Below are 13570 nucleotides of genomic sequence, written 5' to 3'. Positions count from 1 at the left end.
ACAAGACCACCCCAGGGGGCAGCATGAAACGCATCCAGGTTCTCGATTCCCACACCGGCGGCGAACCCACTCGCCTGGTGCTCGACGGCTTCCCCGATCTGGGCAAGGGCAGCATGGCCGAGCGCCGCGCGCTGCTGGCCGAGCAGCACGACAGCTGGCGCGCCGCGACCGTGCTGGAGCCGCGCGGCAGCGACGTGCTGGTCGGCGCGCTGCTCTGCGAGCCGGTGGACCCGAGCGCCTGCGCCGGGGTGATCTTCTTCAACAACACCGGCTACCTGGGCATGTGCGGCCACGGCACCATCGGCCTGGTGGTCTCGCTGGCGCACCTGGGTCGCATCGGTCCCGGCACGCACAGGATCGAGACGCCGGTGGGCACCGTCGAAGCGACCCTGCACGATGACCGCTCGGTGAGCGTGCGCAACGTCCCCTCCTACCGCTACCGCAAACAGGTTCCGGTGGAAGTGCCCGGTCATGGGCTGGTGCACGGCGACATCGCCTGGGGCGGCAACTGGTTCTTCCTGATCTCCGATCACGGCCTGCGCGTCGCCGGCGACAACCTCGATGAGCTGACCGCCTACACCGTCGCCGTGCAGAAGGCGCTGGAAGACCAGGGCATCCGTGGCGAAGACGGCGGGCTGATCGACCACATCGAACTGTTCGCCGACGACCCGGAAGCGGACAGCCGCAACTACGTGCTCTGCCCCGGCAAGGCCTACGACCGCTCGCCCTGCGGCACCGGCACCAGCGCCAAGCTGGCCTGCCTCGCCGCCGACGGCAAACTCGCTGCCGGCGACGCCTGGCGCCAGGCCAGCGTGATCGGCAGCCAGTTCGAAGGGCGCTTCGAGTGGATTGGAGAACCCTCCGAGGGCCGCATCATCCCGACCATCCGTGGGCGCGCCAACCTCAGCGCCGAGGCCACCCTGCTGCTGGAAGGGGACGATCCCTTCGCCTGGGGCATCCGCCCGTGAGCGATGCCGATATCATCGTCATCGGCGCCGGCATAGTCGGTGCCGCCTGCGCCCACGCCCTCGCCCGCCGCGGCCTGGACGTATTGGTGCTGGATGCGCGCCTGCCCGGCGCCACCGCCGTCGGCATGGGGCACCTGCTGGTGCTCGACGACAACGCCGCCGAACTGGCGCTGAGCAACTACTCGCTGCAGCGCTGGCGCGAGTGGGGCCACGACATGCCCGCCGAGTGCGCCTACCGCAGCAACGGCACGATGTGGCTGGCCGCCAATGATGAAGAGATGGCCGAAGCGGAACGCAAGTTCGCCGTCCTCCGCGAGCACGGCGTCGCCGCCAGACTACTGAACAACGCCGAGCTGCAGCAGGAAGAACCCGAGCTGCGCAGCGACCTGCACGGCGGGCTGGAGATCACCGGCGACGGCATTCTCTACGCGCCGCGCGCCGCCGCCTGGCTGCTGGAATCGGCTCTGAAACCGATCCGCCAGCGCCAGGCGAAAGTGGTGGAGATCGACGAACCCCGCGTGCGCCTCGACAGCGGCCAATGGCTGAGCGCCAGGGCCGTGGTGCTGGCCAACGGCATCCAGGCCGGCGAGCTGTGCCCCGGCCTGCCCATCGAGCCGAAGAAGGGCCACCTGCTGATCACCGACCGCTACCCCGGCAAGGTGCGCCGCACCCTGGTCGAGCTGGGCTACGTGACCAGCGCACACAATGCCAGCGGCCCCTCGGTGGCCTGCAACATCCAGCCGCGCCCCACCGGCCAGCTGTTCATCGGAGCTTCGCGGCAGTTCGGCACCACCGACCCGCAGGTGGAGGGCTGGATGCTGGCGAAGATGCTGCGCCGCGCCGTGGACTACATGCCCGGCCTGGCCAACCTCAATGTGATTCGCAGTTGGGCCGGGTTCCGCGCCGCCAGCCCCGATGGCATGCCGCTGGTGGGCGAACACCCGCAGCGCCCCGGCCTGTGGCTGGCGGTCGGCCACGAAGGCCTGGGTGTGACCACCGCCCCCGGCACCGCCGACCTGCTCGCCGCGCAGCTGTGCGATGAGCCGCTGCCGCTGCCGGCCGAGCCCTATTCCCCGCACCGCTTCCTCGGAGCCAACGCCCATGCCTGAGCTGATCCTCGACGGCCGCCCGCTGCGGGTCGCCGCCGGCACCACGGTCGCCGCTGCGCTCGCCCTGGGCGGTGACGGCACCACACGGACCTCGGTCAGCGGCCAGCGCCGCGCGCCACTGTGCGGCATGGGCGTCTGCCAGGAATGCCGGGTGAGCATCGACGGCCAGCGTCGCCTGGCCTGCCAGACCCTGTGCCGCGACGGCATGCAGGTGGAGACCCGCCCATGAACGCTGCGGCCGATATCGTCATCATCGGCGCCGGCCCGGCCGGGCTGTCCGCCGCCCTCGCTGCCGCGCCCAGCGGCGCGAGCATCGTCATCCTCGACGACAACCCGCTGCCCGGTGGGCAGATCTGGCGCGACGGGCCCAATGCACACCTGCCGCGTGCCGCCACCGAGCTACGCGAGCAAGTGGCTGCCTGCGCCAATATCAGGATTCACAACGGCACGCGCGTGGTCGCGCTGGCCGGCGAGCGCGGCCTGCTGCTGGAGGACTACGAGCGCGGCTGGCGGCTGGACTACCGCAAGCTGATCCTCTGCACCGGCGCCCGCGAATTGCTGCTGCCCTTCCCCGGCTGGACGCTGCCCGGCGTTACCGGCGCGGGCGGCCTGCAAGCGCTGGTCAAAGGCGGGCTGCCGGTGGATGGGCAACGCGTGGTGATCGCCGGCAGCGGCCCGCTGCTGCTCGCCAGCGCCGCCACTGCCCGCGCCAACGGCGCGAAAATCCTGCGTATCGCCGAGCAGGCGTCCTGGCCTGCGCTCGCGCGGTTCGCCATGAAGCTGCCGCGCTGGCCGAACAAGCTGCTGCAGTCCCTCGGTCTGTATGACCCGGCCTACCGCGCCGACAGCCATGTGGTCGCCGCCCTGGGTAGCGATCACCTGGAAGGCGTACGCATCAGCCAGGGCGGCAAGCTGAAGGAAATCGCCTGCGACCGGCTGGCCTGCGGCTTTGGCCTGATTCCCAACGTGCAGCTCGGCCAGGCGCTGGGGTGCACGGTGGACGACGGCGCGATCCGCGTCGATGCCTGGCAGGCGAGCAGCCGGGATGGCATCTATGCGGCGGGCGAATGCACCGGCTTCGGCGGCTCGGAGAAAGCCCTGGTGGAAGGCCGCATAGCCGGCCACGCCGCAGTGGGTGAGCACGACCGCGCGCGCGAGCTATGGTCGCAGCGCCAGCGCTGGCAGAGCTTTGCCGACGCCCTGAGGCGCGACTTCACCCTCGACCCGCGCCTGAACCAGTTGGCCCAGCCGGACACCCTCGTCTGCCGCTGCGAGGACGTGCCCTACTCGGTGCTGGCCGGCAAGCCGGACTGGACCGCCGCCAAGCTCGCCAGCCGCTGCGGCATGGGAGCCTGCCAGGGCCGGGTGTGCGGCGCAGCGGCGCAGCAACTGTTCGGCTGGCAACCGCCGGCCCCGCGCCCGCCCTTCAGCCCTGCGCGGGTGGAAACCCTGTTGCAGCTGGCCGAAGACTGAAGACTGAAGACTGCGCCTGTCCCGTAGGGCGCATAACGCCTTTGGCGTTATCCGCCACCCGCCGCCACATCGAAGCCAAGGCGGCGGATAAAGCTTCCGCTTTATGCGCCCTACGAGTTGACAGCGCCCCGCCACCTCGCCACTTTGCACCGTACCTTTCGCCATGTTCCGACAGCCGACCCGCTTCCCGATGCACGACCTGATCCCCCAGGGCGCCCGCGACCTGGACAGCCTGCTGCAGACTTTCCGGCAGATAGCCCCGCTGCTCGATGCCATGCCCGGCGTGGTGTTCTTCATCAAGGACACCGCGGCCCGCTATGTGCTGGTCAACCAGACCCTGGCGCGGCGCTGCGGCGTGAAGGACGCCAGCGAACTGCTTGGGCGCACCGCCGAGGAAGTCTTCCCCTCGCGCTTCGGTCCGGTCTACACCGAGCAGGACCGCCGCGTGCTGGAAACCGGCGGCCAGCTCAGCGACCAGCTGGAACTGCACCTCTATCCCGGCCGCCAACCCGGCTGGTGCCTGACCCACAAGCTGGCGCTGCGCGATGCGGCCGGCGCGGTGATCGGCATGGCGGGGATTTCCAGCGACCTGCAGGCGGCGCAATCCACGCACCCGGCGTACCAGCGCCTGGCAGCGGTGGACGCCTACATCCGCGAGCACTTCGACAAGCCGATCAACCTCGGCGAGCTGACCGAGCTGGCCGGGCTGTCCGTGGCCCAGCTGGAGCGCCACTGCAAGCGCATCTTCCAACTGACCCCGCGGCAGATGATCCACAAGGCACGCCTGGGCGCAGCCACCCGCCTGCTGGGCGAAGACCTGCCGATCACCGAGATCGCCCTGCGCTGCGGTTACACCGACCACAGCGCGTTCAGCCGACAGTTCCGCGCGCTCACCGGGCTGTCGCCGACGCAGTACCGCGAGTCGCAGATCACTTCCAACTGACAAGCCCCGTAGGGCGCATAACGCCTACGGCGTTATCCGCCGTCAGCCCAACCGCGAGATGGCGGATAAAGCGTGCCGCTTTATGCGCCCTACGGGGCTGCGGATATCGAACCTGGCGTAGGAGCGGACTCCGTCCGCGATCGCTGCCCGCCGCGCAAGAGCATCGCGGATGAATCCGCTCCTACGGGGCATGGCGGTTCGCGATCAGCCTCAGCACCGATGCTCTCTGTAGGAGCGCGCCATGCGCGCGATCGCGGGCATGGCCCGCTCCTACAAGGGAAGTGCTGCTCGGCGGAGTGCTCCCATAAGGGGCAGCGAAACGCACTCCTGCTTCATTTGGTAACAGCGCGCAGAACCCGCCTACAGTTAATTCGGAAGGCTCCCAGCAACCAATCCCCCAAACACCGGGCCTTGCGACCCATGGGTCACACCCGAGTGGTTTCTGGCACATGCCTTGCTCTAAAAAATATCGTATACGAAATCCATAATACAAAAACTGCTGCACAACACTGACTCAGAGAGGCCCCAATGAAATTCTCCCGAATTGCTCTAGCCCTCACCGCTGTGTTCCTCGTCGGTCAGGCCCAGGCCGACAAGCTCGACGACATCATCGAATCCGGCAAGCTGCGCTGCGCCGTGACCCTGGACTTCCCGCCCATGGGCTCGCGCGATGCACAGAACAACCCGGTCGGCTTCGACGTGGACTACTGCAACGACCTGGCGAAAGTGCTCGGCGTCACCGCCGAAGTCGTCGAGACGCCCTTCCCCGATCGTATCCCGGCGCTGGTTTCCGGCCGTGCCGACGTGATCGTCGCCTCCACCTCCGACACCCTGGAGCGCGCCAAGACAGTCGCCATGACTATCCCCTACTTCGCCTTCCAGATGGTGGTGCTGACCCGCGAGGACACCGGCATCACGAAATACGACGATCTCAAGGACCGTCCGGTGGGCAACACCAGCGGCACCTATGAAGCCATCGCGCTGGAGAAGGACGTGAAGAAGTGGGCCGGCAAGGGCAGCTTCCGCGCCTACCAGAGCCAGAACGACACCATCCTCGCCGTCGCCCAGGGCCACATCGACGCCACCGTGGTGACCAACACCGTCGCCGCTTCCACCCTCAAGTCCGGCAAGTACAAGGGCCTGAAGGTCGTGGGCAACGCGCCCTACGTGATCGACTACGTCTCGCTGGCCGCCGCACGCAACGAGTACGGCCTGATCCATTACCTCAACCTCTTCGTCAACCAGCAGGTCCGCACCGGCCGCTACGCCGAGCTGTATGAGAAGTGGGTCGGCGGCACCCCGGTCGATCTCACCGTTCCCCACGTGTACTACTGACAGCGGGTGCGACATGTCTTCGATGCAGGCTTCAAGGGTGCGGGACTCACGCCTGACAGGGCGGGTCCTGATGGGGGGTAGCGCCGAAGGGGCGCTACTGTCCGCCGACACCGGGCTGAGCTTCTGGGGAGGCGTCGAGCCTTTCACGGGCGAGGTCATCGACCGCCACCATCCGCTGTCGGGCAGCTTCCTGCCCGGCCGGGTGCTGGCGATTCCCAGCGGACGCGGCTCCTGTACCGGCAGCAGCGTGATGCTGGAAATACTGCTCAACGGCCACGCGCCCGCAGCCCTGCTGCTGGCCGAGCCGGACGAAATCCTCACCCTCGGCGTGCTGGTGGCGCAGGCGTTGTTCGGCCGCTCCATTCCGGTGCTGTGCCTGGGTCGCGAAGGTTTCGAGCAGTTGTCCGCGGGCGGCTGGGCCCGTATCGAAGACGGTCAGGTAACACTCAGCGCCGAGCGCCCTGCCGATAATTGGCAGGGCGTGATGGCCAACGATGCCGGCCCGCTGCCGGAAGGCCTGGCGTTGAATGCCGGCGACCACGAGCTGCTCGACGGCAAGCACGGCAAAGCCGCCCAGGCCGCCATGCAGATCGTCCTGCGCATGGCCGCGCTGCAAGGCGCGAAAGACCTGCTCGATGTCGCCCAGGCGCACATCGACGGCTGCATCTATACCGGCCCCGCGAGCCTGCGCTTCGCCCGCCAGCTGGCGGACTGGGGCGGCCAGGTGAAGGTGCCGACCACCCTCAACTCCATCTCCGTGGACCATCGCCGCTGGCGCGAGCTGGGCGTCGACAAGGCCTTCGGCGAACCCGCCGCCGCGCTGGGCGATGCCTACATGGAGATGGGCGCGCAGATGAGCTACACCTGCGCGCCCTACCTGCTGGACAGCAAGCCGAGCCTCGGCGACCAGGTGGTCTGGGCCGAGTCCAACGCCGTGGTGTACGCCAACAGCGTGCTCGGCGCGCGGACCCTGAAATACCCGGATTACCTCGACATCTGCATCGCCCTCACCGGCCGCGCGCCGAATGTTGGCAGCCACCGCGACGAGGGCCGGCTGGCCACGCTGCGGATCGATGTCGAGCTGCCGGCCGCCCACGACGAATCGATCTTCCCGCTGCTCGGCTACCACATCGGCGAGCTGTGCGGCTCGCGTATCCCGGTGGTCGACGGCCTGCAGCCGCTGGCCCCGGACAGCGATGCGCTGAAAGCCTTCGGCGCGGCCTTCGCCACCACTTCCGCCGCGCCGATGTTCCACATTGCCGGGGTCACCCCGGAAGCGCCGGACGCCACCACCGCCCTGGGCAACAAGGCGCCGCTGCAGCACCTGCGCGTCACCCCGGCGGACCTGGTCGCCTCCTGGCGTGAACTGGACCACGCCAGCGAGCCGACCGTGCAACTGGTCTCGCTGGGCAACCCGCACTTCTCCGCCAGCGAGTGCGCGGACCTGGCGAAGCTCGTCGCCGGGCGCCGCAAGCATCCGGGCGTCGCGCTGGTCATCGCACTGGGCCGCGCCGTGCAGGAGAAGGCCCGCGCCGCCGGAGACGTGAAGGTGCTGGAAGACTTCGGCGCGCAGCTGCTCAACGACACCTGCTGGTGCATGATCGGCGAACCGGTGATCCCGCCGGCCTGCACCACGCTGATGACCAACTCGGCGAAGTACGCCCACTACGGTCCGGGCCTGGCCGGGCGCCAGGTGCATTTCGGCAGCCTTGCCGCGTGCGTCGAGGCGGCCTGCAGCGCGCGCGCCGATGGCGGCGTGCCCAGCTGGCTGTGCGAGGGGGTACGCTGATGTTCAACTACAGCTTCCACTGGCGTTCCGCCTTCAAGGCCCTGCCGGACATGCTCGGCGGCGCCTGGGTGACCCTGGAGACGGCCGCGCTGTCGATGATCCTGGGCGTGCTCATCGCACTGCTGCTGACCGTCATGCGGCAGATGAAGAACCCGCTGCTCAAGGGCTTCGCCGATACCTGGGTGTCCATCGCGCGCAACACCCCGTCGCTGTTCCAGATTTACATCCTCTACTTCGGCCTGGGTTCCTTCGGCCTGCACGTCAGCTCCTGGGTGGCGCTGCTGGCGGGGATCACCTTCAACAACGCCGGCTACCTCGCGGAGAACTTCCGCGGCGGCCTCAAGGCCGTGCCGGACACCCAGATGCGCGCCGCGCGCTCGCTGGGCATGAGCGCCTTCCAGGCGTACCGGATGATCATCGTTCCGCAGCTGCTGCGCATCGTCTATTACCCGCTGACGAACCAGATGGTCTGGGCGGTGCTGATGACTTCGCTGGGCGTGGTGGTAGGCCTGAACAACGACCTCACCGGCGTGACCCAGGACTTCAACGTGCGCACCTTCCGCACCTTCGAGTACTTCGCCCTGGCCGCGGTGCTCTATTACATCATCGCCAAGGTCATCGTGGCGGTCGCCCGCCTGTTGAGCTGGCGGCTGTTCCGCTACTAGGAGAAGCGCGCATGTTTTCCACGAGCTTCACCGTCAACGACCTGATGTTCCTGCTGCAAGGGGCCTGGGTCACCGTCAAGCTGACCGTCGGCGCCATGCTCATCGGCACCCTCGCCGGCGTCGTGCTGGGCTGGCTGCGCGCCGCCCTGCCGCGCGCCACGATGCCGGTCGGCTGGTTCCTCGACATCTTCCGCAGCGTGCCGCTGCTGATCCAGTTCGTACTGTTCAACTCGCTGAAAAGCATCGTCGGCCTGAACTGGAGCGCCTTCACCGTCGGCTGCCTGGTACTGGGCATCTACGCGGCGGCGTTCTGCACCGAGATCATCCGCAGCGGCATCCTCGCCGTCGGTCCGAACATCCGCCGGGCGAGCCGCTCGCTGGGTCTGACCTACTGGCAGGACCTGCGCTACATCGTGCTGCCGCTGGCCGCGCGGGTGGCCTTCCCCGGCTGGCTGAACCTGGTGCTGGGGGTGATGAAGGACACCGCGCTGGTCATGTGGATCGGCATCGTCGAACTGCTCCGCGCCTCGCAGACCATCGTGACGCGCATCCAGGAACCCCTGCTGGTGCTGTGCGTCGCCGGGGTCATCTATTACCTCATGAGTTGGGTCGTGGCGCGCCTCGGTGCCCGGCTGGAAAAAAGGTGGCAGGAAAATGATTGAAATCGACAACGTGCACAAAGCCTACGGCGATCTGGAAGTGGTCAAGGGCGTGAGCCTGACCGTGAAGAAAGGCGAGGTGGTCTCGATCATCGGCGGCTCGGGTTCGGGCAAGTCCACCCTGCTGATGTGCATCAACGGCCTGGAGCCGATCCAGCGCGGCAAGATCCGCGTCGACGGCATCGAGGTCCACGCCAAGACCACCGACCTGAACAAGCTGCGGCAGAAGATCGGCATCGTCTTCCAGCAATGGAACGCCTTCCCGCACCTCACCGTGCTGGAGAACGTCATGCTCGCCCCACGCAAGGTGCTGGGGCTGTCCAAGGACGAAGCCGAGGCGATGGCGGTGAAGCAGCTCAAGCACGTGGGCCTGGGCGACAAGCTCAAGGTGTTCCCGCAGAAGCTTTCCGGCGGGCAGCAGCAGCGCATGGCGATCGCCCGCGCGCTGGCCATGTCACCGGACTACATGCTGTTCGACGAAGCCACCTCGGCGCTCGACCCGCAGCTGGTGGGCGAGGTGCTCGACACCATGCGCCTGCTCGCCGAAGAGGGCATGACCATGGTCCTGGTGACCCATGAAATCCGCTTCGCCCGCGACGTGTCCGACCGCGTGGCGTTCTTCCGCGAAGGACTGGTGCACGAGATCGGCACACCGGACCAGGTGATCGTCAACCCGCAGCGGGCGGAGACGGCGGAGTTCCTCCGCTCGGTGAACTGACCGCGCGTTCATTGGCCCATTCGCACAGGAGACAGACATGCGTTCGAGCAAGATCATCCATGTGGTCAGTTGCCATGCCGAGGGCGAGGTCGGCGACGTCATCGTCGGCGGCGTCGCCCCGCCGCCGGGCGACACCGTGTGGGCGCAGTCGCGCTTCATCGCCAGCGACAACGTGCTGCGCAACTTCGTCCTCAATGAACCGCGCGGCGGCGTGTTCCGCCACGTGAACCTGCTGGTCCCGCCCAAGGACCCGCGCGCGCTGATGGCCTGGATCATCATGGAGCCGGCCGACGTGCCGCCCATGTCCGGCTCCAACTCGCTGTGCGTCAGCACCGTGCTGCTCGACAGCGGCATCCTGCCGATGCAGGAGCCGCAGACGCGCCTGACCCTGGAAGCTCCCGGCGGGCTGATCGAGGTGGTGGCCGACTGCAAGGACGGCAAGGTGCAGCGTGTGGAAGTACGCAACCTGCCCTCCTTCGCCGACAAGCTCGATGCCTGGATCGAGGTAGAGGGTCTCGGCTCGCTGCAGGTGGATACCGCCTACGGCGGCGACAGCTTTGTGCTCGCCGATGCCCACGCCCTGGGCTTCACCCTGCACGCCTCGGAGGCCGCCGACCTGGTCGCCACCGGCCTGAAGATCACCCAGGCGGCGAACCAGCAACTGAGCTTCAAGCACCCGGAAAACCACGACTGGGCGCACATCTCCTTCTGCCAGCTGACCGCTCCGGTGGAGCGCGTCGACGGCGTACTGCACGGCCGCAACGCGGTGGTCATCCGCCCCGGCAAGATCGACCGCTCGCCCTGTGGCACCGGTTGCTCGGCGCGCATGGCGGTGCTGCATGCCAAGGGCCAGCTGAAGGACGGCGAACGCTTCGTCGGCCACTCGATCATCGATTCCAAGTTCCACTGCCGCATCGACGGCCTCACCAGCGTCGGCGGCAAACCGGCGATCCACCCGTGCATCTCCGGTCGTGCCTGGATCACCGGCACCCACCAGCACCTGCTCGACCCGTCCGATCCGTGGCCCGAAGGCTACCGGCTCTCGGACACCTGGCCGAACGGCTACTGATTTCCCCTTTTCAACCCTGATTCGCCGCGTAGCGGCACCCGACGACGAAATGCTGCGGGATTTCCTTCAGACGTTTCGTATACGAAATACGACAATTGGAGACAAACATGAGCAAGAAGGTCAATTGGAGTGGCGTGTTCCCCGCGGTGACCACTCAGTTCAACGACGATTTCTCGGTCAACCTGGAAGCCACCCACAAGGTGATCTCCAACCTGGTGCGCGACGGCGTGTCGGGCCTGGTGGTGTGCGGCAGCGTGGGCGAGAACACCTCGCTGTCCATCGAGGAAAAGATGGCCGTCACCGAAGTCGCCAAGGACGCTTCCGGCGGCCGCGTGCCGGTGATCTGTGGCATCGCCGAGTTCACCAGCCACGGCGCCTCCCAGGTGGCCAAGGCGGTGCAGAAGGTCGGCGTCGACGGCATCATGGTGATGCCCGCGCTGGTCTACTCCTCCAAGCCCCACGAGACCGCCGCGCACTTCCGCAGCGTGGCCACCAGCACCGACCTGCCGGTGATGGTCTACAACAACCCGCCGATCTATAAAAACGACGTCACCCCGGACATCCTCATCTCCCTGGCCGACTGCGAGAACATCGTCTGCTTCAAGGACAGTTCCGGCGACACCCGCCGCTTCATCGACGTGCGTAATGAAGTGGGCAACCGCTTCATCCTCTTCGCCGGCCTCGACGACGTGGTCCTGGAGAGCATCGCGGTGGGCGCCGAAGGCTGGATTTCCGGCATGTCCAACGTCTTCCCGCAGGAAGGCGAAACCATCTTCCGCCTGTGCAAGGCCGGTCGCTATGAGGAGGCCATGCCGATCTACGAATGGCTGATGCCGATCCTCCACCTCGACGCCCGCCCGGACCTGGTGCAGTGCATCAAGCTCTGCGAAGAGATCGCCGGCCGCGGCACCGCGCTTACCCGTCCGCCGCGCCTGGCGCTGCAGGGCGCCGACCGCGAGCACGTGGAGACGATCATGGCCAAGGCACTGGCCAACCGGCCGAAGCTGCCGGATGTGGGGCTCTGAGTCGACTTGTATCGAGTGTCCGGGGCAACCCTCTCCCCCGCCCTCTCCCTTCAGGGAGAGGGTTAGGGAGAGGGGCTCTCGCTCCCGCACAAAGCCCACCGGAGACGACGGAACCCATCTCATGACCGCCCACAACTTCATCGCCGGCCAGCGCATCGGTGCCGGCACCGTCCGCCTGCAGAGCCTCGACGCCAGCACCGGCGAAGCCCTGCCCCGCGAATTCCTCCAGGCCACCGAGGCCGAAGTCGACGCCGCCGCCCGCGCCGCCGAAGCCGCCTTCCCGACCTATAACGCCCTGTCGCCGGAACGCCGCGCGCAGTTCCTCAACGCCATCGCCAGCGAACTCGAAAGCCTCGGCGACGACTTCATTGCCACCGTCTGTCGCGAGACCGCGTTGCCCGCCGCACGTATCCAGGGAGAACGTGGCCGCACCGCTAATCAAATGCGCCTGTTCGCCAAGGTCCTGCGCCGTGGCGATTTCCTCGGCGCGCGGATCGACCGCGCGCTGCCCGAGCGCCAGCCACTGCCACGCCCGGATCTGCGCCAGTACCGCACCGGCGTCGGCCCGGTGGCCGTGTTCGGCGCCAGCAACTTCCCGCTGGCCTTCTCCACTGCCGGTGGCGATACCGCCGCAGCGCTGGCCGCCGGTTGCCCGGTGGTAGTGAAGGCCCACAGCGGCCACATGGCCACCGCCGAGCTCGTCGGCGAGGCGATCACCCGCGCGGCCGAAGCCACCGGCATGCCGGCCGGGGTGTTCAACATGATCTACGGCGCCGGCGTCGGCGAGCCGCTGGTGAAGCACCCGGCGATCCAGGCGGTCGGCTTCACCGGCTCGCTCAAGGGCGGCCGCGCGCTGTGTGATCTCGCCGCCGCGCGCCCGCAACCGATCCCGGTGTTTGCCGAGATGAGCAGCATCAACCCGGTGCTGGTGCTGCCCGCCGCCCTGGAAGCTCGCGGCGAGAAGATCGCCCGTGAGCTGGCGGACTCGGTGGTCATGGGCTGCGGTCAGTTCTGCACCAACCCCGGCCTGGTCATCGGAATCGCCTCGCCGGCGTTCAGCCTGTTCGTCGCCAACCTGATCGCCGAGATCGGCCAGCGCCCGGCGCAGACCATGCTCAACGCCGGCACCCTGAAGAGCTACGAAAAGGGCATCGCCCGCCTGCTCACCCACCCCGCCATCCGCCACCTCGCCGGCCAGCCGCAGGAAGGCAAGCAGGCCCAGCCGCAGCTGTTCCAGGCCAGGGCCGAACTGCTGTTGGCGGGCGAAGAGCTGCTGCAGGAGGAAGTCTTCGGCCCGACCACCATCGTCGTCGAAGTGGCCGATGAAGCCGAACTGCGCCGCGCGCTGGACGGCCTGCACGGCCAGCTAACCGCCACGCTGATCGCCGAAGCCAACGACCTGTCGCACTTCGCCGCACTGGTGCCGGTGCTGGAGCGCAAGGCCGGGCGCCTGCTGATCAACAGTTACCCGACTGGCGTGGAGGTCTGCGATGCGATGGTCCACGGTGGCCCGTATCCGGCGACCTCGGATGCGCGCGGCACCTCGGTCGGCAGCCTGGCCATCGACCGTTTCCTGCGCCCGGTGTGCTACCAGAACTACCCCGACGCGCTGCTGCCCGATGCGCTGAAGGACGACAACCCGCTGGGTATCGCGCGGCTGGTGGATGGCGAGACGACGCGCAGTGCGGTGACTCGCTGAAAGTTCGTCGGCGCGGGAGTGAACTGTCGGCCAGTCCCGCGCCGATGCTCAGCCCCGGCCTTGCGCCGGGGCTTTTTTATGCACGGATGCTTGGAATTTACGCAGGGCGCATAACTCG

13 protein-coding genes are annotated in these 13570 nt (G+C 67.8%); all 13 read left to right on the top strand.

Annotation, left to right across the window (positions count from 1 at the left end; translation table 11 throughout):
- Nucleotides 1-23: 23 nt before the first annotated feature.
- The 13 genes from IB261_RS04235 to IB261_RS04175 all read left to right on the top strand — a co-directional run bounded on the left by IB261_RS04235 (nt 24) and on the right by IB261_RS04175 (nt 13452).
- Nucleotides 24-968, top strand: coding sequence for a 4-hydroxyproline epimerase (locus IB261_RS04235; RefSeq protein WP_192381530.1), 945 nt, complete (start codon nt 24-26; stop codon nt 966-968).
- Nucleotides 965-2077 (top strand): NAD(P)/FAD-dependent oxidoreductase, encoded by a 1113-nt coding sequence (locus IB261_RS04230; protein WP_192381529.1) that lies wholly within the window; start codon nt 965-967, stop codon nt 2075-2077. Before IB261_RS04235 ends, IB261_RS04230 begins: the two co-directional genes overlap by 4 nt.
- Nucleotides 2070-2306, top strand: a complete 237-nt coding sequence (locus IB261_RS04225; protein ID WP_081517234.1) for a 2Fe-2S iron-sulfur cluster-binding protein — start codon at nt 2070-2072, stop codon at nt 2304-2306. Before IB261_RS04230 ends, IB261_RS04225 begins: the two co-directional genes overlap by 8 nt.
- Nucleotides 2303-3550 (top strand): NAD(P)/FAD-dependent oxidoreductase, encoded by a 1248-nt coding sequence (locus IB261_RS04220; RefSeq protein ID WP_192381528.1) that lies wholly within the window; start codon nt 2303-2305, stop codon nt 3548-3550. Before IB261_RS04225 ends, IB261_RS04220 begins: the two co-directional genes overlap by 4 nt.
- A 163-nt stretch (nt 3551-3713) precedes the next feature.
- Nucleotides 3714-4493, top strand: a complete 780-nt coding sequence (locus IB261_RS04215; protein WP_081517232.1) for an AraC family transcriptional regulator — start codon at nt 3714-3716, stop codon at nt 4491-4493.
- Nucleotides 4494-5021: 528 nt separating this feature from the next.
- On the top strand, nt 5022-5828 hold the full coding sequence (locus IB261_RS04210; protein WP_081517231.1) for an ABC transporter substrate-binding protein: 807 nt from the start codon (nt 5022-5024) through the stop codon (nt 5826-5828).
- 70 nt (nt 5829-5898) lie between these two features.
- Nucleotides 5899-7617, top strand: coding sequence for a cis-3-hydroxy-L-proline dehydratase (lhpI, locus tag IB261_RS04205; protein ID WP_192381527.1), 1719 nt, complete (start codon nt 5899-5901; stop codon nt 7615-7617).
- Complete coding sequence (locus IB261_RS04200) at nt 7617-8282, top strand: amino acid ABC transporter permease (RefSeq protein WP_045216994.1); 666 nt, start codon at nt 7617-7619, stop codon at nt 8280-8282. Before lhpI ends, IB261_RS04200 begins: the two co-directional genes overlap by 1 nt.
- Nucleotides 8283-8293: 11 nt before the next feature.
- Nucleotides 8294-8944 carry an amino acid ABC transporter permease gene (locus IB261_RS04195; RefSeq protein WP_081517229.1) on the top strand — a complete coding sequence of 217 codons (651 nt, stop codon included), beginning with the start codon at nt 8294-8296 and terminating at the stop codon, nt 8942-8944.
- Entirely contained in the window at nt 8937-9659 is a 723-nt protein-coding gene (locus IB261_RS04190) for an amino acid ABC transporter ATP-binding protein (RefSeq protein ID WP_081517228.1), read from the top strand. The genes IB261_RS04195 and IB261_RS04190 overlap by 8 nt, the downstream gene beginning before the upstream one ends.
- Before the next feature lie 37 nt (nt 9660-9696).
- Nucleotides 9697-10728 (top strand): trans-3-hydroxy-L-proline dehydratase, encoded by a 1032-nt coding sequence (locus IB261_RS04185; protein WP_192381526.1) that lies wholly within the window; start codon nt 9697-9699, stop codon nt 10726-10728.
- Nucleotides 10729-10835: 107 nt separating this feature from the next.
- The gene (locus tag IB261_RS04180) at nt 10836-11753 is read left to right on the top strand and encodes a dihydrodipicolinate synthase family protein (RefSeq protein WP_015475498.1); all 918 of its coding nucleotides are present in this window, start codon (nt 10836-10838) and stop codon (nt 11751-11753) included.
- Nucleotides 11754-11874: 121 nt separating this feature from the next.
- Nucleotides 11875-13452 (top strand): aldehyde dehydrogenase (NADP(+)), encoded by a 1578-nt coding sequence (locus IB261_RS04175; RefSeq protein ID WP_192381525.1) that lies wholly within the window; start codon nt 11875-11877, stop codon nt 13450-13452.
- Nucleotides 13453-13570 lie beyond the last annotated feature (118 nt).

This window comes from Pseudomonas sp. PDM20 (assembly GCF_014852575.3).
In the GTDB taxonomy this organism is placed as follows: domain Bacteria; phylum Pseudomonadota; class Gammaproteobacteria; order Pseudomonadales; family Pseudomonadaceae; genus Pseudomonas.
The sequence above is the reverse complement of the archived record's forward strand: the minus strand, read 5'-3'. Positions and strand labels throughout refer to the sequence as shown.

What these genes read in the sequence shown, in the direction of transcription:
- IB261_RS04190 (WP_081517228.1), top strand. Translation starts at nt 8,937, where the DNA reads ATGATTGAAATCGACAACGTGCACAAAGCCTACGGCGATCTGGAAGTG.
- IB261_RS04210 (WP_081517231.1), top strand. Translation starts at nt 5,022, where the DNA reads ATGAAATTCTCCCGAATTGCTCTAGCCCTCACCGCTGTGTTCCTCGTC.
- IB261_RS04235 (WP_192381530.1), top strand. Translation starts at nt 24, where the DNA reads ATGAAACGCATCCAGGTTCTCGATTCCCACACCGGCGGCGAACCCACT.
- IB261_RS04225 (WP_081517234.1), top strand. Translation starts at nt 2,070, where the DNA reads ATGCCTGAGCTGATCCTCGACGGCCGCCCGCTGCGGGTCGCCGCCGGC.
- IB261_RS04200 (WP_045216994.1), top strand. Translation starts at nt 7,617, where the DNA reads ATGTTCAACTACAGCTTCCACTGGCGTTCCGCCTTCAAGGCCCTGCCG.
- IB261_RS04180 (WP_015475498.1), top strand. Translation starts at nt 10,836, where the DNA reads ATGAGCAAGAAGGTCAATTGGAGTGGCGTGTTCCCCGCGGTGACCACT.
- IB261_RS04195 (WP_081517229.1), top strand. Translation starts at nt 8,294, where the DNA reads ATGTTTTCCACGAGCTTCACCGTCAACGACCTGATGTTCCTGCTGCAA.
- IB261_RS04215 (WP_081517232.1), top strand. Translation starts at nt 3,714, where the DNA reads ATGTTCCGACAGCCGACCCGCTTCCCGATGCACGACCTGATCCCCCAG.
- lhpI (WP_192381527.1), top strand. Translation starts at nt 5,899, where the DNA reads ATGGGGGGTAGCGCCGAAGGGGCGCTACTGTCCGCCGACACCGGGCTG.
- IB261_RS04185 (WP_192381526.1), top strand. Translation starts at nt 9,697, where the DNA reads ATGCGTTCGAGCAAGATCATCCATGTGGTCAGTTGCCATGCCGAGGGC.
- IB261_RS04220 (WP_192381528.1), top strand. Translation starts at nt 2,303, where the DNA reads ATGAACGCTGCGGCCGATATCGTCATCATCGGCGCCGGCCCGGCCGGG.
- IB261_RS04175 (WP_192381525.1), top strand. Translation starts at nt 11,875, where the DNA reads ATGACCGCCCACAACTTCATCGCCGGCCAGCGCATCGGTGCCGGCACC.